Below are 14,594 nucleotides of genomic sequence, written 5' to 3' on the forward strand. Positions count from 1 at the left end.
GAGAAATCCGAAAAAATTTACTGTTCGCAGTGAAGTTTTGGATTGCTTAAACCTTTAACTAAGGTAAATAAACCAATTAAGGCCAACACAACAAAATTGAGCACACCATAAATTAAGATATTTTCATTAAAATGGTCAACTACATAGCCGCCGATCAAAGAGCCTGTCGCAATCATGACCTGAAACATCCCGACGAATAGTGGCATGCCTTTTTCGACGGCTTTAGGCGCATGAACAAACATCCAGATATTGGCCGAAGTTGGAAATGCACCAAAGGCAAAGCCCCATAACGCAGTTAAAATCATCGCGCCGGCTTCATGGATGGCAAAGACGGGAAAGCTAAAGAAAACAACCGCAAAACATACGCCCACAAAAGCCATGGTGTAGCGAATATTCAAATTACCACTATAGCCTGCAAAGGCATTACCAAATACTCCCGCAATACCGTATAGCAAAAGCAGACTACTGATGGTGGTGCCGTCGAATCCTGCAATATGTTTAAAAAAGGGTGCGAGGTAACTATAAGCACAAAAGTGTGCCAAACCCATCAATAGCACAATTAACATGCCGTTACGTGCTTTAGGCACTCGCAATAAGGCTGGTAAGTCTTGAAGTCGAATCGATGATTCAGGAACCAGTACCGGTAAAAAACGTAGCTGTAACAGCAGCACCACAAAGCCAATGATGGCAGTAATGCCAAAGGCACTGCGCCAGCCATAAAATTCGCTTAACCACGTGCCAATCGGAACGCCCAGTACCGTGGCTAAGGTCACACCGGCCATCACTACGGCGGTAGCTTTGGCAATTGGTAAATGGGCAGGCGCCAATTTACCACTCAATGCAATTGCCGTGGCCCAGAACCCGCCAATGGCAATGCCCAGAATCATCCGGCTGATAAGCAGCACGTTAAAATCGTCTGCAAATGCAGTCAAGGCATTGGCCAGTACCATAATGGCGGTCAGAACAATCAGTACATAACGACGATCGAGCTGTTTAAAAATAACCGGCAGTGATGGTGCCGCCAGCGCCGCCATGACGCCGGGGAGTGTGATGATCAATCCGGCAGTACCCACCGAGATATTCAAATCAGTGGCCACGTCATTGAGTACCCCGACAGGTAAAAACTCACTGGTCACCAGTGCAAATGCCGCAATTGAAACGGCGAGTATGGCGAGCCAACTGCCACCAGTGGGACGAGAGGGCGTAGCCTCTTGAGCATGAAGCGCATTCATGATGAATATCCTAATTATGGGAGATGCAAAGCGTGTGATCGATCTAATTTATAATTTAATAGTGATCATTATGAAAATAAAATAGTTGAACAATTCACCACCGTCAAGTAATTTAATAGTGATTGTTATAAAAATAAACGTGGCGTTTATGACAGATGTAGCAAATGGCTTTGAGCAGCAGGATCAAGACGTGCCGTGCAAAAAAAAACGCGGGCGCCCAAAATGCTTTGATGAGCAGCAAGCGCTTGAAAAAGCGATGCTGCTGTTTTGGGCACATGGCTACGAGGCGACCTCAATCAATGATCTGACTCAGGCATTAAATGTGACTGCCCCGAGCTTGTACAGTACCTTTGGTGACAAGGCGACTTTGTTTTATAAAAGCATCGATTATTATTTAGCGCATGAGGCATGTCCCATCGAGCGTATTTTTGAACAAGCCAAAACTGCTAAAATTGCCTTTGAATTGTATTTTTATGACAATCTGAACCGTTTGCTGCAACCTAATAAGCCTTCCGGTTGTATGTTGGTGGTGGCGACCATGAACTGTTCCGAATCGACCCAGCAAGTTCAGCACACCTTGTTGTCAAAACGGTTGAAAACCAAACACAAATTATTGGAGCGCTTGCAACAGGGCATCATCGATGGTGATTTACCCGCCAACGCACCGATTGAAACCATGACCGATTTTTATGCCACGCTGCTTCAGGGTCTTACGCTACAGGCACGTGATGGTGCAGATCTAGCGCAACTCACAGCGGTAGTGAAGTACGCTATGCAGAGCTGGTGTTTGTTTGTACAGTCGCATGGCGATCACGCGATATAAATGTCTGAAATGCGATATTTCAATTTCATCCGTCATTATCGACAATAATCGTATCTTCAGGATACAGAGAGCAGCATGAATCAGATCGCAAAAACCCAGTGGTGGGCTTTTTTATTGCCCTTAATTGCAGTACTGATTTGGTCGATGAATATTGCCGTTACGCGTTATGCGGTCGATCTGATTGAACCGGCCAGCATTAGCTTTTACCGCTGGCTCATAGCCTTTATTGTGCTGACGCCTTTTATGCTATTCAAAGTCTGGGCGCAACGTGCTTTGGTCCGTCGGCATTTGGGCCAGCTCGCCATACTGAGTGCCTTCGGGATGGTGCTGTATCAGGGCTTATCTTATACCGCCGCGCATTATACCACCGCCACCAACATGGGAATTGTCAATGCATTCATTCCCGTGTTTACCATCTTTGTTTCAATGCTGATTTTAAAAGATATTCCCAATCGATTTGCCATTGTGGGCAGTATCATTTCGTTTTTAGGTCTGCTGTATATTTTAGGCAAAGGTGATTTTACTACGCTACTCAATATGGGCGGTCATTCGGGTGATTTACTCATGGTCGTGGCTGTCTTTTTCTATGCCTTTTATGGTGTATTCTTAAAAAAATGGCAGCTCAAAATTCCATTACTGATTAGTCTATATGTGCAAATCGGTTTTGCCTTGCTCTATCACATCCCGTTTTTAATGTATTTTGGTCTAGATGCAATTAATGCACGAAATGCACCGAGCTTACTTTATGCGGGTATTTTTCCTTCATTGCTGGCGCCGTTGCTATGGATGCTGGCTGTACAACACATCGGGCCAAATCGTACCAGTATTTTTATGAATTTAATGCCAGTGTTTACTGCAATTATTGCCAGTTTATGGTTAGCCGAGCAATGGACTTTATTTCATACTATTGGTGGCATGATGATTTTGGTCGGCATTGTGATGGCACAAAAGAAAAATGCGCCTGTCATCGTACAAAATACCTCGTCTTAAAAGATCCGCTTTCTTTTTAATTTAACTGTATCTTCAACTTATGCGGGCGAGTATCTGAATGGACAGCGTGGTGTGGCAGTGTATTCAATACGATGGCAGAATAGGCAAAACATGCAGTAAATGGTAGTGTACTGATTGAGGGCGTGTGGTTGATCGTCTGGATGAGTTTTAGAATTGTCCATTTGGTATAAAACTTGAATACGCTAAACATGTAACGAATAAAATCAGGACGCAGCGGTGATTAATCCAGCCAACAAATGGGAAGCTTTAGATGCACATCTTTTGCAGGTGTTGCATGTGCTATTAACTGAAAAAAGCGTCTCCAATGCGGCCAAGCGGCTCAATCAATCCCAACCTGCCATCAGTACCGCACTCAAAAAACTCAGAGACATTACCGGCGATCAGCTTTTGGTTCGTAGTCGTAATGGCATGACCCCGACCGAACGTGGTGAAGCGCTACTTGAACCTGTGCGTCAAGCACTGGCGCAAATGGAACTGATTGCCACACAGCAGGTGCATTTTCATCCGGCCGAGTCGCGTCAAGTCTTTAATATTGCCGCGCCGGATTACCTCAACGCAATTGCGCTGGGTGAAGTGTTGCGTCGTGTACGACAAGAAGCGCCGCATTGTACCGTGATCATGCACTCGATGGCGCACGATGTAGATTATACCCATGCACTAGAAAGCGGAATGTATGATGCCGTGATTGGTAACTGGCCGCAGCCACCCGAATATTTGCGCCTTGCACCACTGTTTGAAGATGAAGTGGTGTGCCTGATGCGTAAATCGCATCCAATGGCTGCACGACCATTAACACTTGACGATTATCTGCAAGCCGACCATATTGCCCCAACGCCATATACCGTCGGTCAGCGTGGCGTGATTGATTTGTATTTGGCCAAAGAACGAATCAAACGTAATATCGTGGCCTATGTGCCATACTTCGGCATGATTCCCTACATGCTGCTGCAATTTGACGCGATTTTTTCAGCACCGCGTTCATTCTCTCGCCATTATAGTGCATTGCTGCCACTCAAAGTGGTCGATGCGCCAGTCAAGTTCCCCAAGATTCCGTATTTCTTGCTCTGGCATGAGCGTTTACATCGCTCGCAAGAACAGCGCTGGTTTCGTGAGCTGATTATTTCGGTACTTCGAAACGACAGTCACGTCTTAAACTAAATTCCTTTGTATCATCATAATGCGCATCCCTGATCAGGCGCGAGCATCAGATCATCATCTGCTGGCGCTTCTTTTCTTATTTATCATGGCCAATATGGATGCATGATAGACATGTGTTATGGCATTTTTTGCATAAGCAACATTGCAGATTCTCAATAATCATTTCTTTGGTAGGAAACTTGCCTTTATCAGCGGGCGACATCGTTTTGCAAGCCATTTAAGCGAATGTCAAACAGCCATCGCTATGCATCTTCAGATAAATAGCCAGTGCTTTTACTTAAGGAAGTGGATCAGGAGAAGTGTGTAATGAACGCAGTACAACAAGGCAGATCATTAAAAAAACTGATGGGAAGCCTCGCGACCATTCTGGGGGGAATGGGCGCCATGCAAGTCGCAGATGCAGCAATCTGGAGTGATACCTCAATTGGCTGGCGCTACGGTACTCAATTTGCAGAACCTTATAAAAATGATGCCGCAGGCGATCGAATTGATATTACCAAGCAGATTTTTAATCTCACCCATGCCAGTGGTGATAAATATGGCTCCAACTTTTTTAATGTCGATTTACTTCAGTCAGATGATGAGCCCAACAGTACCCAGTCAAGTGGTAAAGGTGCCCAAGAAGCCTATGTGGTAATACGCCGTTATCTGGATGCAGGTGCACTGTTTAAAAAGGATTTGGCGGTACCCGGCTATATACGTGGCGCAGGTTTGACCGCGGGGTTAGACTGGAATACCAAAAATGACAGTTATGGCTCGAAAAAGCGCATGTGGGTGGTAGGCCCAACGGTTCGCTTTGATGTACCGGGCTTTTTAGATTTTAGTGTGCTGGCACTATTTGAAAGTAATGATCCGTCTTCTGATACGCCACGATTTGGTTACTCAACGGGTCGTTATACTTACGATACACACATGGCGGCACAGTTTACGTGGGGCATTCCGATTGCAAAAACACCGCTGTCCTTTGAAGGCTATGCACTGTGGATTGATGCTAAAGGAAAAAATGAATCTGGTGGCGATACCAAAGCGGAAACCCACATCGATGCACGCATTATGTATGACATGAGCGGATTGATCGGGCTAAAAGACAGCAAATTACGTGCGGGTGCAGGTTACGAATACTGGAAAAACAAATTCGGTAACGATACTGATGGTTTTGCCGGAAAGGGGGCCACTGCGAGCACACCTATGGTAAGAGTGGATTATCACTTTTAAGTGCTAAGGGCAGGGTGGGAGCATATGAACAGGGTTTTTATGTGCTCTCTTTTGTCTGAATAAATTTAAGTAAAAAATATTCTGACACGATGTGATGACTTATCGAATTCCACTATGATTACAGGGTGTGTTTAAAAATTAAACAATTATCAGTTTTCTATAAAATTTGAATAAAAAGATCAATATAAATTAACTTTTTAAACAAATATTCAAATTGATTCGAACTTATTCTAATTTTATGTAAGATAAATAATATATTTGTATTAATGAGTTGTTTCTTTCATACTACGCGCACTGTAAAAACAGTCACTTTTTAAGTGTACTGTTGCTACTTCCAGATTGTTGAACCCTCTGGATGTGATTGATACACATCCCTTTTTATGCTCAGTCATCCTCATATGACTGAGCTTTTTTTTGTCTGTCCATTTATCTAGGTAGCTAGATAGACAGATCTGTATAATATAAATTAACGATAATTATTTACATTTGAGTGTTCATTCATTTAGTTGCGAATCACATCGCCAGTTTTGGCATCGAGAATCCGACTTGGCTGCTGGCTTAAACCCAAATCACCATTTAAATAATGTAATTGCTGCCCAAAATAGGCGGAAGCTTCCTGTAGTGAGCGCGCAGGTTCAAGTCCTGCCGGATTGGCACTGGTAGAGACAATAAAGCCGCCAAAGGCATGACACAGTGCCATACACAGTGGGTGATTAGACACCCGAACAGCCACCTGATGATGTTGACCTGTAATCCAAGCGGGAATTTGCTGTGAATGGACCGGCAATAACCATGTCGTGGCGCGCTCATCGACGCCGCGCTGTGTCCAGCTTTGAATGACTTGCTGGCGAATATCTGGATCAAGTTCATCCAGTAGATGCTCGACCTGTGAAATATCTCCGGCCAGTAAAATCACGCCTTTTTCAATAGGGCGCTGCTTTAAACGCAGAATTTCATGAAATGCCTGCTCATTGAAAGGATCACAGCCCAAGCCCCAGACTGCCTCGGTCGGATAGGCCAGCACATCGCCCTGTGTCAGGTATTGGGCTGCTTCCGTAACGGAGGTGGTCAGCATAATTCATCTCCAAATTTAAAAATAACGCTATTGTGAACCTTAAAATCCGCCAGTACAACGCAGATAACGTCCCGACTGCTGAATGCACAATCCCAACAGTTCAAGTTCCATGAGTTGACCGGTCAGCTCTGCGGTCGAACCTTCAAACTGCTGTGCCAACTGATCGAGGTCTTGTCCCGTCCAGTCTAAGCGCTGATAAAGCGGAATCAGCTCTTCGGGAACAGCCAAGGCATCGGATACATCTTCAGGGGTAGAGGTGGCCGAGACTGCTGCCGTAGATTGAGCATGCCAATGTGTGGGAAGCGCTAAATCTTCCAGAATTTGCTCCGGATGATCCACCAAAATTGCTCCTTCTCGAATCAATTGATGGCAGCCTTGATGAAACTCACTATAAATATGTCCCGGAATCGCGAAGACCGTTTTACCTTGCTCAGCAGCTCGATTCGCGGTAATCAGTGAGCCACTTTCTTTTTTGGCTTCTACCACCAACACGCCTAAACTTAAGCCACTCACAATACGGTTGCGTCGTGGAAAATTGGCCTTTAACGGTGGTGTGCCCGGCAAAAACTCGCTGACGACTGCACCGCCTTGCGAAGCAATACTCTCGTATAATGTACGATTCCCTGCCGGATAACATCGATCCAATCCAGTTCCGACCACTGCAATCGCCCGTTGCTGCATGACACTGCCTTGATGGGCTGCTTCATCAATGCCGTGTGCAAGCCCACTGGTGATATAAAATCCTTTTTCACTGAGGTAATAGGCAAAGTCATAGGCCACTTGCCGACCATGTGGGCTGGGTTTACGACTGCCCACCACGGCAATTTGTGGCTGTAATAAGGGCTGAGCCGAACCACGACCAAATAAAATTGGAGGCTTGTCGGTATAGGGCATCAACTGGGCCGGATATAGTGGATCTTCTGGCGTAACAATAAAATCAGTGTGTTGCTGAATGTGCGCAAGCAAGTTTGAAAATGCCGCTTGCCCCGCTGGTGTTGCGTATTCCGCAGCTCGCTTTAGATGATTGGCATGTAGCTTTAACTGTTGCCACTTGGCCAGATTCTGAGGTTCAAGCGCCGTTTCACAATCGCCAAAATGACGAACTAAGGTATCAAAACTTGAGATTGAGTGTTGCACCAATGACCATACTGCAATGGTATGGCGATGGTACGCAGAAAATTGTTTCATCATAAGTCTATTAATAATATTGTTTTATTCTTCATCTTGAGGCGGGCGAATTTCTGCCCCGACTTTAATGGGTAAGTTGCTCTCGAGTACGTAAGCGTAACTGAATTCATCAAAGGTTTTAAATATCATCAAACTTCCAATATTTTGATTCGGAAGTTTGATCAGTTCATGCGTTTTCGGGTCTTTGACGCTTTCGCCTTGCGCATAAATATCGAGTACTTGTCCTACTTTGGCACCTTGGTTCAAGCCTCGATTAAGCGTCACGACACTATTGCGTGCTGCTGTGGCAATGGAGCCCATAACACGAACAATCTTGCCACCTGCCACCATTTCATTGCCTTCGGTTGGATAAAACAATGTTGGTAACATGGCATCTTGCTCTGGCATGACCAAATCGCCACGACGTGTTTCTGCGTTATAGGTGTCGGTGAGTTCGAGCGTGGTGATCTCTTGTTCAGATTGCACTGCAATACCCGAAGCCACCTGAATCAGTTCGACGGCCAGAATGCGCTTTTTGCCGTGTTCATCTAGGGTGGTGTAAGGCTCACCCTCATGATAGATCGCATAACGCTGACCATTTTGTAGGCCCTGACCCCGTACAAAGATTTTTTGACCTTTGGCAGCCAGTACACGTTGATCAGTGGTGCCCACAACATAAGGCACAGACTCAATAGCGTCCGCCGATACAAGTGTCGAGCGCTCCAGCCATTGCTGAATTTGGCTTAGCGGAATGACGGGAATACTATTTTTTAATTCTTCAATGCGAACTTGTGGGGGTAAGGTGGTGCGGCCTGTATAACGACGAATAATTCCTTCACAGCCATCCCCCATATCTCGTCCAACGAGCGGTTGACCATTGAGCGTACACAGCAGCAATCGGTCGCCTGGATAAATCCAGTGTGGATTCTTCACATGTTTGTTACTGGCCCAGATCTCTGGCCATCGCCATGGTTTTTTTAAAAATTTTCCAGAAATATCCCAAAGCGTATCCCCTTTTTTGACCACATAGACATGCGGTGCACCTGCCTTGAGTGAGGGTGGATTTTGATTGCGCGTTGCAGCTTCGGCATTCGATATGCCCACTACACCACAGATGGCCAGCGCGAAACCGTATTGTTTAAGCCCCAAATGAGAAAACGTGCGTAAGCCGTTTAAAACCATGTTCATTATCATAATTCCTAAAAATTAGGTCTGTATTTGCGTTATAATAACGGCAATACATACATTTTTATTTCGAGTTGCCTTTCTTTGGGTTTTCTAATCAATGGCACGAATGAGGAGACACTATGGCCTTATTACCGATCTTGAGTTTTCCTGATCCACGCCTGCGCACCGTTGCAAAACCTGTCGAAGAAGTGACAGATGAAATCCGCCAACTGGCATCAGACATGCTAGAAACCATGTATGAAGCACCCGGCATTGGCTTGGCTGCATCTCAGGTTGATCGTCATATTCAGCTGATTGTCATGGACTTATCTGAAGAAAAAGATCAGCCAATGGTTTTCATCAACCCCAAAATCACCCCATTAACAGACGAAACACAGGCTTATGAAGAAGGCTGTCTGTCTGTTCCTCAAATATACGACAAAGTCAACCGTCCGTCACGCGTCAAGATTGAAGCGTTGAACCTTGATGGTGAGGCATTTGAAATCGAGGCCGATGGTTTGCTCGCTGTCTGTATTCAGCACGAAATGGATCATTTGAGCGGAAAGCTGTTTGTCGATTATCTATCTCCACTTAAACGTCAGCGAGCGCGTGAGAAAGTAGAAAAACTGACACGCCAGAAAGAGAAGGTCGCTGTCAAACGTTAATCGCTCAAAATGCACCAAAGAAACCCAATTTCGATTGGGTTTTGTTATACTGTAACGGTAAAATTTCTGAGAAGGCTGGACTTGTTTAAAATTGGGCTGCTGCTGGGATTCACCGCAGTGTTATTACAGATTGCGGTTTTTTTACAGCCGTTATTGCCGAAGCAGTATCAGATTGCTCCGGTCTGTGAAACCATTGCCCAAACTTTTGATCTGTCGGCGCTTCAGCATCATAAGGCCATGTCGCATGCAGATTCACACATGCAGCATATGCCCCGCATGCTCGAAAAAGCGCAATCGGCGCCAGCTCATGATCATCATGATCTCAATCATCAGTGTCAATATTGCACCGTTTATGGCCATTTAATTTTACCGCCCGAACTGGATGTAAAAGAAATACTGGTTCGCATTCAAGTGCGTTTGCTGGCGTTTCAGCAAGCATTTCGACACGTCTATTACGCGCTTCAACGTCTATTTTTACTGCCTCAAGGTCGGGCACCGCCTGTATTTTCATAAATCACGCTTCGTTGCGGGGTTTTATCCCTCGTATGTTTTTCTGGCCTAATACGCATAAGACGTATCAGGCATAGCGCGTATTTATGTTTTTGAGATACAGACATGACTCAGCCTCAATTTTTATTACAGCCGATTACGGCTGCGATGCTACTTGCCACCACAACTGCATTTGCCGAAACGCAATCTGCAACTGATACGACACAGATGCCGCCAATTGTGGTAACTGCACAAGAAACAACGCGTTCAAATGGTTTGATTGTTCAGGCAGATCCCAAACAGCCCATTCAGCCCGTTCCGGCCACTGATGGTGCAGATTATCTACAAAGTATTCTGGGCTTTAACGCCATTAAAAATGGCGGTACTAACGGTGATGTGACCTTTCGGGGCATGTTTGGTTCACGCATTAAAATGCTGACCGATGGCACCGAAAACTTGGGGGCTTGTCCAGCGCGGATGGACTCTCCAACCTCCTACATTAATCCTGAAAGTTATGATCGAATTACCGTAATTAAAGGCCCGCAAACTGTGTTGTATGCCACCCCTGGCTCGGCGGCAACAGTCCTTTTTGAACGCGAACCTGAGCAGTTAAGTGCTGATAGACCTTATCGTGGACAGGCCAGTGTACTGATTGGCTCCTTTGGTCGGCTTGATCACAATATTGAAGCTGCCGTAGGTGACGAAAGCAAATATGCACGCTTGAATGCCAATCGTTCAGTAGCCGGAAATTATCAAGATGGCAACGGCAAAACAGTGCAATCCCAATGGGAGCGCTGGAGCACCGATTTAGCTTTAGGCTGGAAACCGACTCAAGATACTTGGCTTGAGCTACGGGGAGGCGCAAGCGATGGAGAGTCAGCCTATGCTGGCCGAACTATGGATGGCACACAATTTAGACGTGAAAGCCTAGGGCTGCATGCCGAGCAAAAAAATATCACTGATGTGATCAAGAAAGTTGAAGCGCAGATCGATTATAGCTACAACGATCATGTGATGGACAACTTTAAACTGCGCACACCGCCAATGATGCCGATGGCTATGGAAGTGACGCGCCGCACGATTAATGCACGCACGGCCGTAACCACCGAATGGGGCAATTTTAGTGCTGTTTCTGGTGTGGATTCTCAGCATAATCAGCACGCAGGCAATATGTATATGCGCGATGCCAACCCAATTCCACCTTTAAAGCGTGACCTAGAATATCAAAGCTATGGTGCATTTACCGAGTGGACGTATACCTTGTCGCCAGAGACAAAATGGGTTGCGGGTGGTCGTATCGATCAAGTAAAAGTGAATCATGCTGCGAATGATCAACAGCGTAAAGACACCAATCCAAGTGCCTTTGTGCGAATTGAACATGCATTGCCAGAACACGGGCTTAAAACCTATGCAGGCATTGGGTATGTTGAGCGTAGTCCAGACTATTGGGAAATCTCTCGCGTATCAAAGGGGCTACTGAACTATCTTGATACCGAAAAGACCACACAGCTTGATTTAGGCTTTGAATTTGAACAGGGTGCCTTAACGTCGTGGGCATCGGCCTATGCTGGATTGATCGATGATTTTATTTTGGTGCCGTATCAATCCAATCCAAACGGCAGTGTCAGCATTTTACCAGCACGTAGTATCGATGCCACCATTGCAGGGGCAGAAGCAGGAATCGGTTATCATCTGACCGATCATCTTCAAACCGATCTATCTGCCATGTACGCATGGGGCAAAAATACCAGCGACGGTAAGCCTTTGCCTCAAATTGCACCGCTCGAAGGCCGATTCAATCTGCGTTATGTGCAAGATCGCTATAGTCTAGGGCTATTGTGGCGCGCAGTCGCCAAGCAAAACCGAATTAGTCTCAATGAAGGCAATATCGTAGGTTATGATATCGGTAAAAGTAAGGGCTTTAGTACGCTGGCGATTAATGCAGCTTATCAATACAGTCCAACACTCGATTTTGCCGTGGGGATCGATAATCTGCTCGATAAAGCCTATGCCGAACATCTGAATAAATCGGGAGCAGCCTTATTTGGCTATGCTGCTAACGAACAGTTTAACAACAGCGGGCGTAATTATTGGGCGCGCGTGAGTATGAAATTTTAAGATTTGCATTTTTTATAGACTAAATATAGAAGAGGATGAAAACGTGAGATCAGCCTCTTCTTATAGGAGATGAACATGAGTGAAAAACTGTCACCCGAAAAATCAGTGTGGGGATGGAAGCTGCTGATCGTGGCCTTTATCTTGAGTCTAATATTTATGGGCGTTTTTTATCTGGCGGTGAACAATGAGCCAGATTACATGCCGAGTCAGCAGAAAATGCACACCCAGCAGCATGCTTTTAAAACAGCACCTGCCATGGCGCCAGCAACTGAGCAAAATGCAGCAGCCTCAGCTACTACTTCACATGAGGAAATGCATATGGACATGAAAGATATGAATATGGATCATTCATCTCATTCGGGTGGTGCAGCCCATCAATAACAGATGAAAAGAAAGGGAGCATGGCTCCCTTTTTTAACTGTGCATATCACTGAGTGACTGGACTTCGTTTTGGTATAAATGCATACCAAACTTTTGTACAATTCGACCGCGTCGAAGTAAAAAACGGTCCACTTTGGGCAGGTACTTCGCACTGGTATGTAAAATCAGATTTCGCACAATTAAGAAGTAAGCAAACCATGCCGCAGGGCGCTCTTCCAAGCCCAGTTTGTGCATGCGTTTACGTCCAATAAAAAACTGCGTTATTTCAAGATGCATATGATACGCCAGCTTTTGCTGAAAACTACGCATACGCTGATAACGACGTTCAAAAGGTTCCTTTGAAAGGCTTTGTCCAAGTGCCAAGCTCGATTCGTCCGATTCTGGGTGAGCATCTTGCATCCAGTACAATAAACGCCAAGCATCGCGCTCGTTGTCGACCAGCCATTTTTCATCGACCCCCATCAGCCAGCCTACGTATTTCCAGAAATGTAAAAATTGTGCTACCTCATGCTTATTCGGAAATACAGCCAGCGCCCGAATACCCAATAACACCACACCACTAAAGGCGATATTGGTCATGGCCAGATCAAACTGATTGAGCGGTAATCCCCATTTTTTTGTATCCCATTCTTCTGAGCGCGACAGTTGATGCCGAACCAGTGCATGAATAAAGCGCACGTAAATGGTCGAGGTAAAACCTGATCCAAAGCGCTTTAAACCATCAATCTCGGTAATTTCAACCCACCATTTTGTGGTTTCCGCCAAGCGTTTACCGGCATGTTTTTTCAATGCCCCAGTAAGAATCAGCGGACGGTTAAATCCAGGGTATAAGTAGCCCACCATCAAAGACAAATCGCGCAGAATAAAGCCGTTATTGACGCCCAGTCGATGCGTGAAAATCACTGCATCATTTAGACGGCTTTCATCGAACCATGCAGGCGGATGCGTAATCTGCTCAAAAAACTCAATCAGTTCTGGAATGGGCTCAGCTAGCGCATCAAGGCCTTCAAAGAGCGCCGTCTCAAAAAGCTGTCGGTGTTCGGCAGGATTTTGCATCAGCCAATCGATCACCTTGTCCATGGCGGGATCACCCATCACTAATGCTTCCGCGAGTTCTCTATACTCTTTTACGTTGGGTTGAATGGGGCGCTTACAAATATAGGATAAAACACGCCCCAGCCAGCGTGATTTCGACATATGATCAAATGAAGCTAATCTGGACGGTACAAGAGTTTGCATTGAACATTCAGCCTGATTAATGTTTAATCAACTCTAATACGAATAATTATTCGCATTCAATTCGCATTTGAGACAGGCGATTTATGAGAAAACAACCCCAGCAGCAACGCGCGATTTATCTGGTCGATACTGTCTTGGAGGCTACCCAATTATGTATTGCAGAATACGGCCTACATCAAGTCACGACACCTAAAATTGCAGAGCGCTCTGGTATCAGTGTCGGATCAATTTACCAATACTTTGAGAACAAAGAAGAAATTATTCAAGAGTTACTGTTACGTAAAAGTGAACAACTGGGGCAGACCTTCAAAAAACTGGTAGTTGCACAAGAGCAATTAGAAATTGAATACCTGATTCCACTGAGTATTCAATTTGGATTCGATAAAATGAATGCCGATCAGGGATTTTTTATCGAGGTACTTAAACACTGGCATCAATACAACCATTCAAAAGCTGCTCAGATATTAGAACAGCATTTTTTCGAAGTCGGTCTTTATGTGTTTAATCGGCTTTATCCCGAATGGGATTTTGAAAGACTCAAGCATAAATCCTTTGTGATCATCAACAGCACCTTATTTACCATGATGCGTTATGTCAGTAGTAACGACTTTTTAATTGAAGAACAAAAGCTTAAACAGGAATTATGCCAGATGATTTTGGCCTATCTGAAACAAAATTAAATGTGAGAAAAAACATTTAAAATAAATAAACTATATAAAATAATAACTTATATTATTTTTGGTTCAAAATATAGCCATGCAATAAAAACTTTAGTCCAACAAGCTTGCAAGGGGTGAGAAATAGTGTAGAATGCACATCCATCGGCGGTGATGCAGATAGAAACTTGTTGAAAA

14 protein-coding genes are annotated in these 14,594 nt (G+C 45.0%); 9 read left to right on the forward strand and 5 right to left on the reverse strand.

All coding sequences use genetic code 11. The features are described from left to right. Nucleotides 1–17: 17 nt before the first annotated feature. The gene (locus QLG00_RS14455) at nucleotides 18–1,232 is read right to left on the reverse strand and encodes an MFS transporter (RefSeq protein ID WP_004941532.1); all 1,215 of its coding nucleotides are present in this window, start codon (nucleotides 1,230–1,232) and stop codon (nucleotides 18–20) included. A 148-nt stretch (nucleotides 1,233–1,380) separates the two neighbouring features. On the opposite strand from QLG00_RS14455, the gene QLG00_RS14460 reads away from it, so the two are divergent. The 4 genes from QLG00_RS14460 (at nucleotide 1,381) to QLG00_RS14475 (ending at nucleotide 5,439) form a co-directional block, all read left to right on the forward strand. Continuing rightward, the gene (locus QLG00_RS14460; protein ID WP_048763959.1) at nucleotides 1,381–2,055 is read left to right on the forward strand and encodes a TetR/AcrR family transcriptional regulator; all 675 of its coding nucleotides are present in this window, start codon (nucleotides 1,381–1,383) and stop codon (nucleotides 2,053–2,055) included. A gap of 75 nt (nucleotides 2,056–2,130) precedes the next feature. Next, on the forward strand, nucleotides 2,131–3,045 hold the full coding sequence (locus QLG00_RS14465; protein WP_004941526.1) for a DMT family transporter: 915 nt from the start codon (nucleotides 2,131–2,133) through the stop codon (nucleotides 3,043–3,045). Between the two features lie 237 nt (nucleotides 3,046–3,282). Continuing rightward, nucleotides 3,283–4,224, forward strand: a complete 942-nt coding sequence (locus QLG00_RS14470; protein WP_004941523.1) for a LysR substrate-binding domain-containing protein — start codon at nucleotides 3,283–3,285, stop codon at nucleotides 4,222–4,224. A 306-nt stretch (nucleotides 4,225–4,530) separates the two neighbouring features. Further along, entirely contained in the window at nucleotides 4,531–5,439 is a 909-nt protein-coding gene (locus tag QLG00_RS14475) for an outer envelope protein (RefSeq protein WP_048763958.1), read from the forward strand. 502 nt (nucleotides 5,440–5,941) lie between these two features. On the opposite strand, the gene QLG00_RS14480 is transcribed toward QLG00_RS14475, so the two are convergent. The 3 genes from QLG00_RS14480 to QLG00_RS14490 are packed head-to-tail and all read right to left on the reverse strand — an operon-like array spanning nucleotide 5,942 to nucleotide 8,869. Beyond that, nucleotides 5,942–6,514, reverse strand: a complete 573-nt coding sequence (locus QLG00_RS14480) for a Sua5/YciO/YrdC/YwlC family protein (protein ID WP_282471288.1) — start codon at nucleotides 6,512–6,514, stop codon at nucleotides 5,942–5,944. A gap of 39 nt (nucleotides 6,515–6,553) precedes the next feature. After that, complete coding sequence (dprA, locus tag QLG00_RS14485) at nucleotides 6,554–7,705, reverse strand: DNA-processing protein DprA (RefSeq protein ID WP_282471289.1); 1,152 nt, start codon at nucleotides 7,703–7,705, stop codon at nucleotides 6,554–6,556. A 21-nt stretch (nucleotides 7,706–7,726) separates the two neighbouring features. After that, a complete protein-coding gene (locus QLG00_RS14490; RefSeq protein WP_282471290.1) occupies nucleotides 7,727–8,869 on the reverse strand; it encodes a LysM peptidoglycan-binding domain-containing protein in 1,143 nt (380 codons plus the stop codon). 119 nt (nucleotides 8,870–8,988) lie between these two features. Here QLG00_RS14490 and def point away from each other — a divergent pair, with 119 nt between their 5' ends. The 4 genes from def (at nucleotide 8,989) to QLG00_RS14510 (ending at nucleotide 12,501) form a co-directional block, all read left to right on the forward strand. After that, on the forward strand, nucleotides 8,989–9,513 hold the full coding sequence (def, locus tag QLG00_RS14495) for a peptide deformylase (protein WP_004944209.1): 525 nt from the start codon (nucleotides 8,989–8,991) through the stop codon (nucleotides 9,511–9,513). 81 nt (nucleotides 9,514–9,594) lie between these two features. Continuing rightward, nucleotides 9,595–10,026, forward strand: coding sequence for a DUF2946 family protein (locus tag QLG00_RS14500; RefSeq protein ID WP_282471291.1), 432 nt, complete (start codon nucleotides 9,595–9,597; stop codon nucleotides 10,024–10,026). A 102-nt stretch (nucleotides 10,027–10,128) separates the two neighbouring features. Then, nucleotides 10,129–12,120, forward strand: coding sequence for a TonB-dependent copper receptor (locus tag QLG00_RS14505; protein ID WP_282471292.1), 1,992 nt, complete (start codon nucleotides 10,129–10,131; stop codon nucleotides 12,118–12,120). Nucleotides 12,121–12,195: 75 nt separating this feature from the next. Then, entirely contained in the window at nucleotides 12,196–12,501 is a 306-nt protein-coding gene (locus tag QLG00_RS14510; RefSeq protein ID WP_004941498.1) for a hypothetical protein, read from the forward strand. Between the two features lie 33 nt (nucleotides 12,502–12,534). Here QLG00_RS14510 and QLG00_RS14515 read toward each other — a convergent pair whose 3' ends face one another. Next, nucleotides 12,535–13,740, reverse strand: a complete 1,206-nt coding sequence (locus tag QLG00_RS14515) for an oxygenase MpaB family protein (protein WP_282471293.1) — start codon at nucleotides 13,738–13,740, stop codon at nucleotides 12,535–12,537. 83 nt (nucleotides 13,741–13,823) lie between these two features. Between QLG00_RS14515 and QLG00_RS14520 the strand changes: the two genes are divergently transcribed. After that, a complete protein-coding gene (locus tag QLG00_RS14520) occupies nucleotides 13,824–14,420 on the forward strand; it encodes a TetR/AcrR family transcriptional regulator (RefSeq protein WP_004941493.1) in 597 nt (198 codons plus the stop codon). Nucleotides 14,421–14,594 lie beyond the last annotated feature (174 nt).

It is taken from the genome of Acinetobacter sp. V89_7 (assembly GCF_029967895.1).
Taxonomy (GTDB): Bacteria; Pseudomonadota; Gammaproteobacteria; order Pseudomonadales; family Moraxellaceae; genus Acinetobacter; species Acinetobacter soli.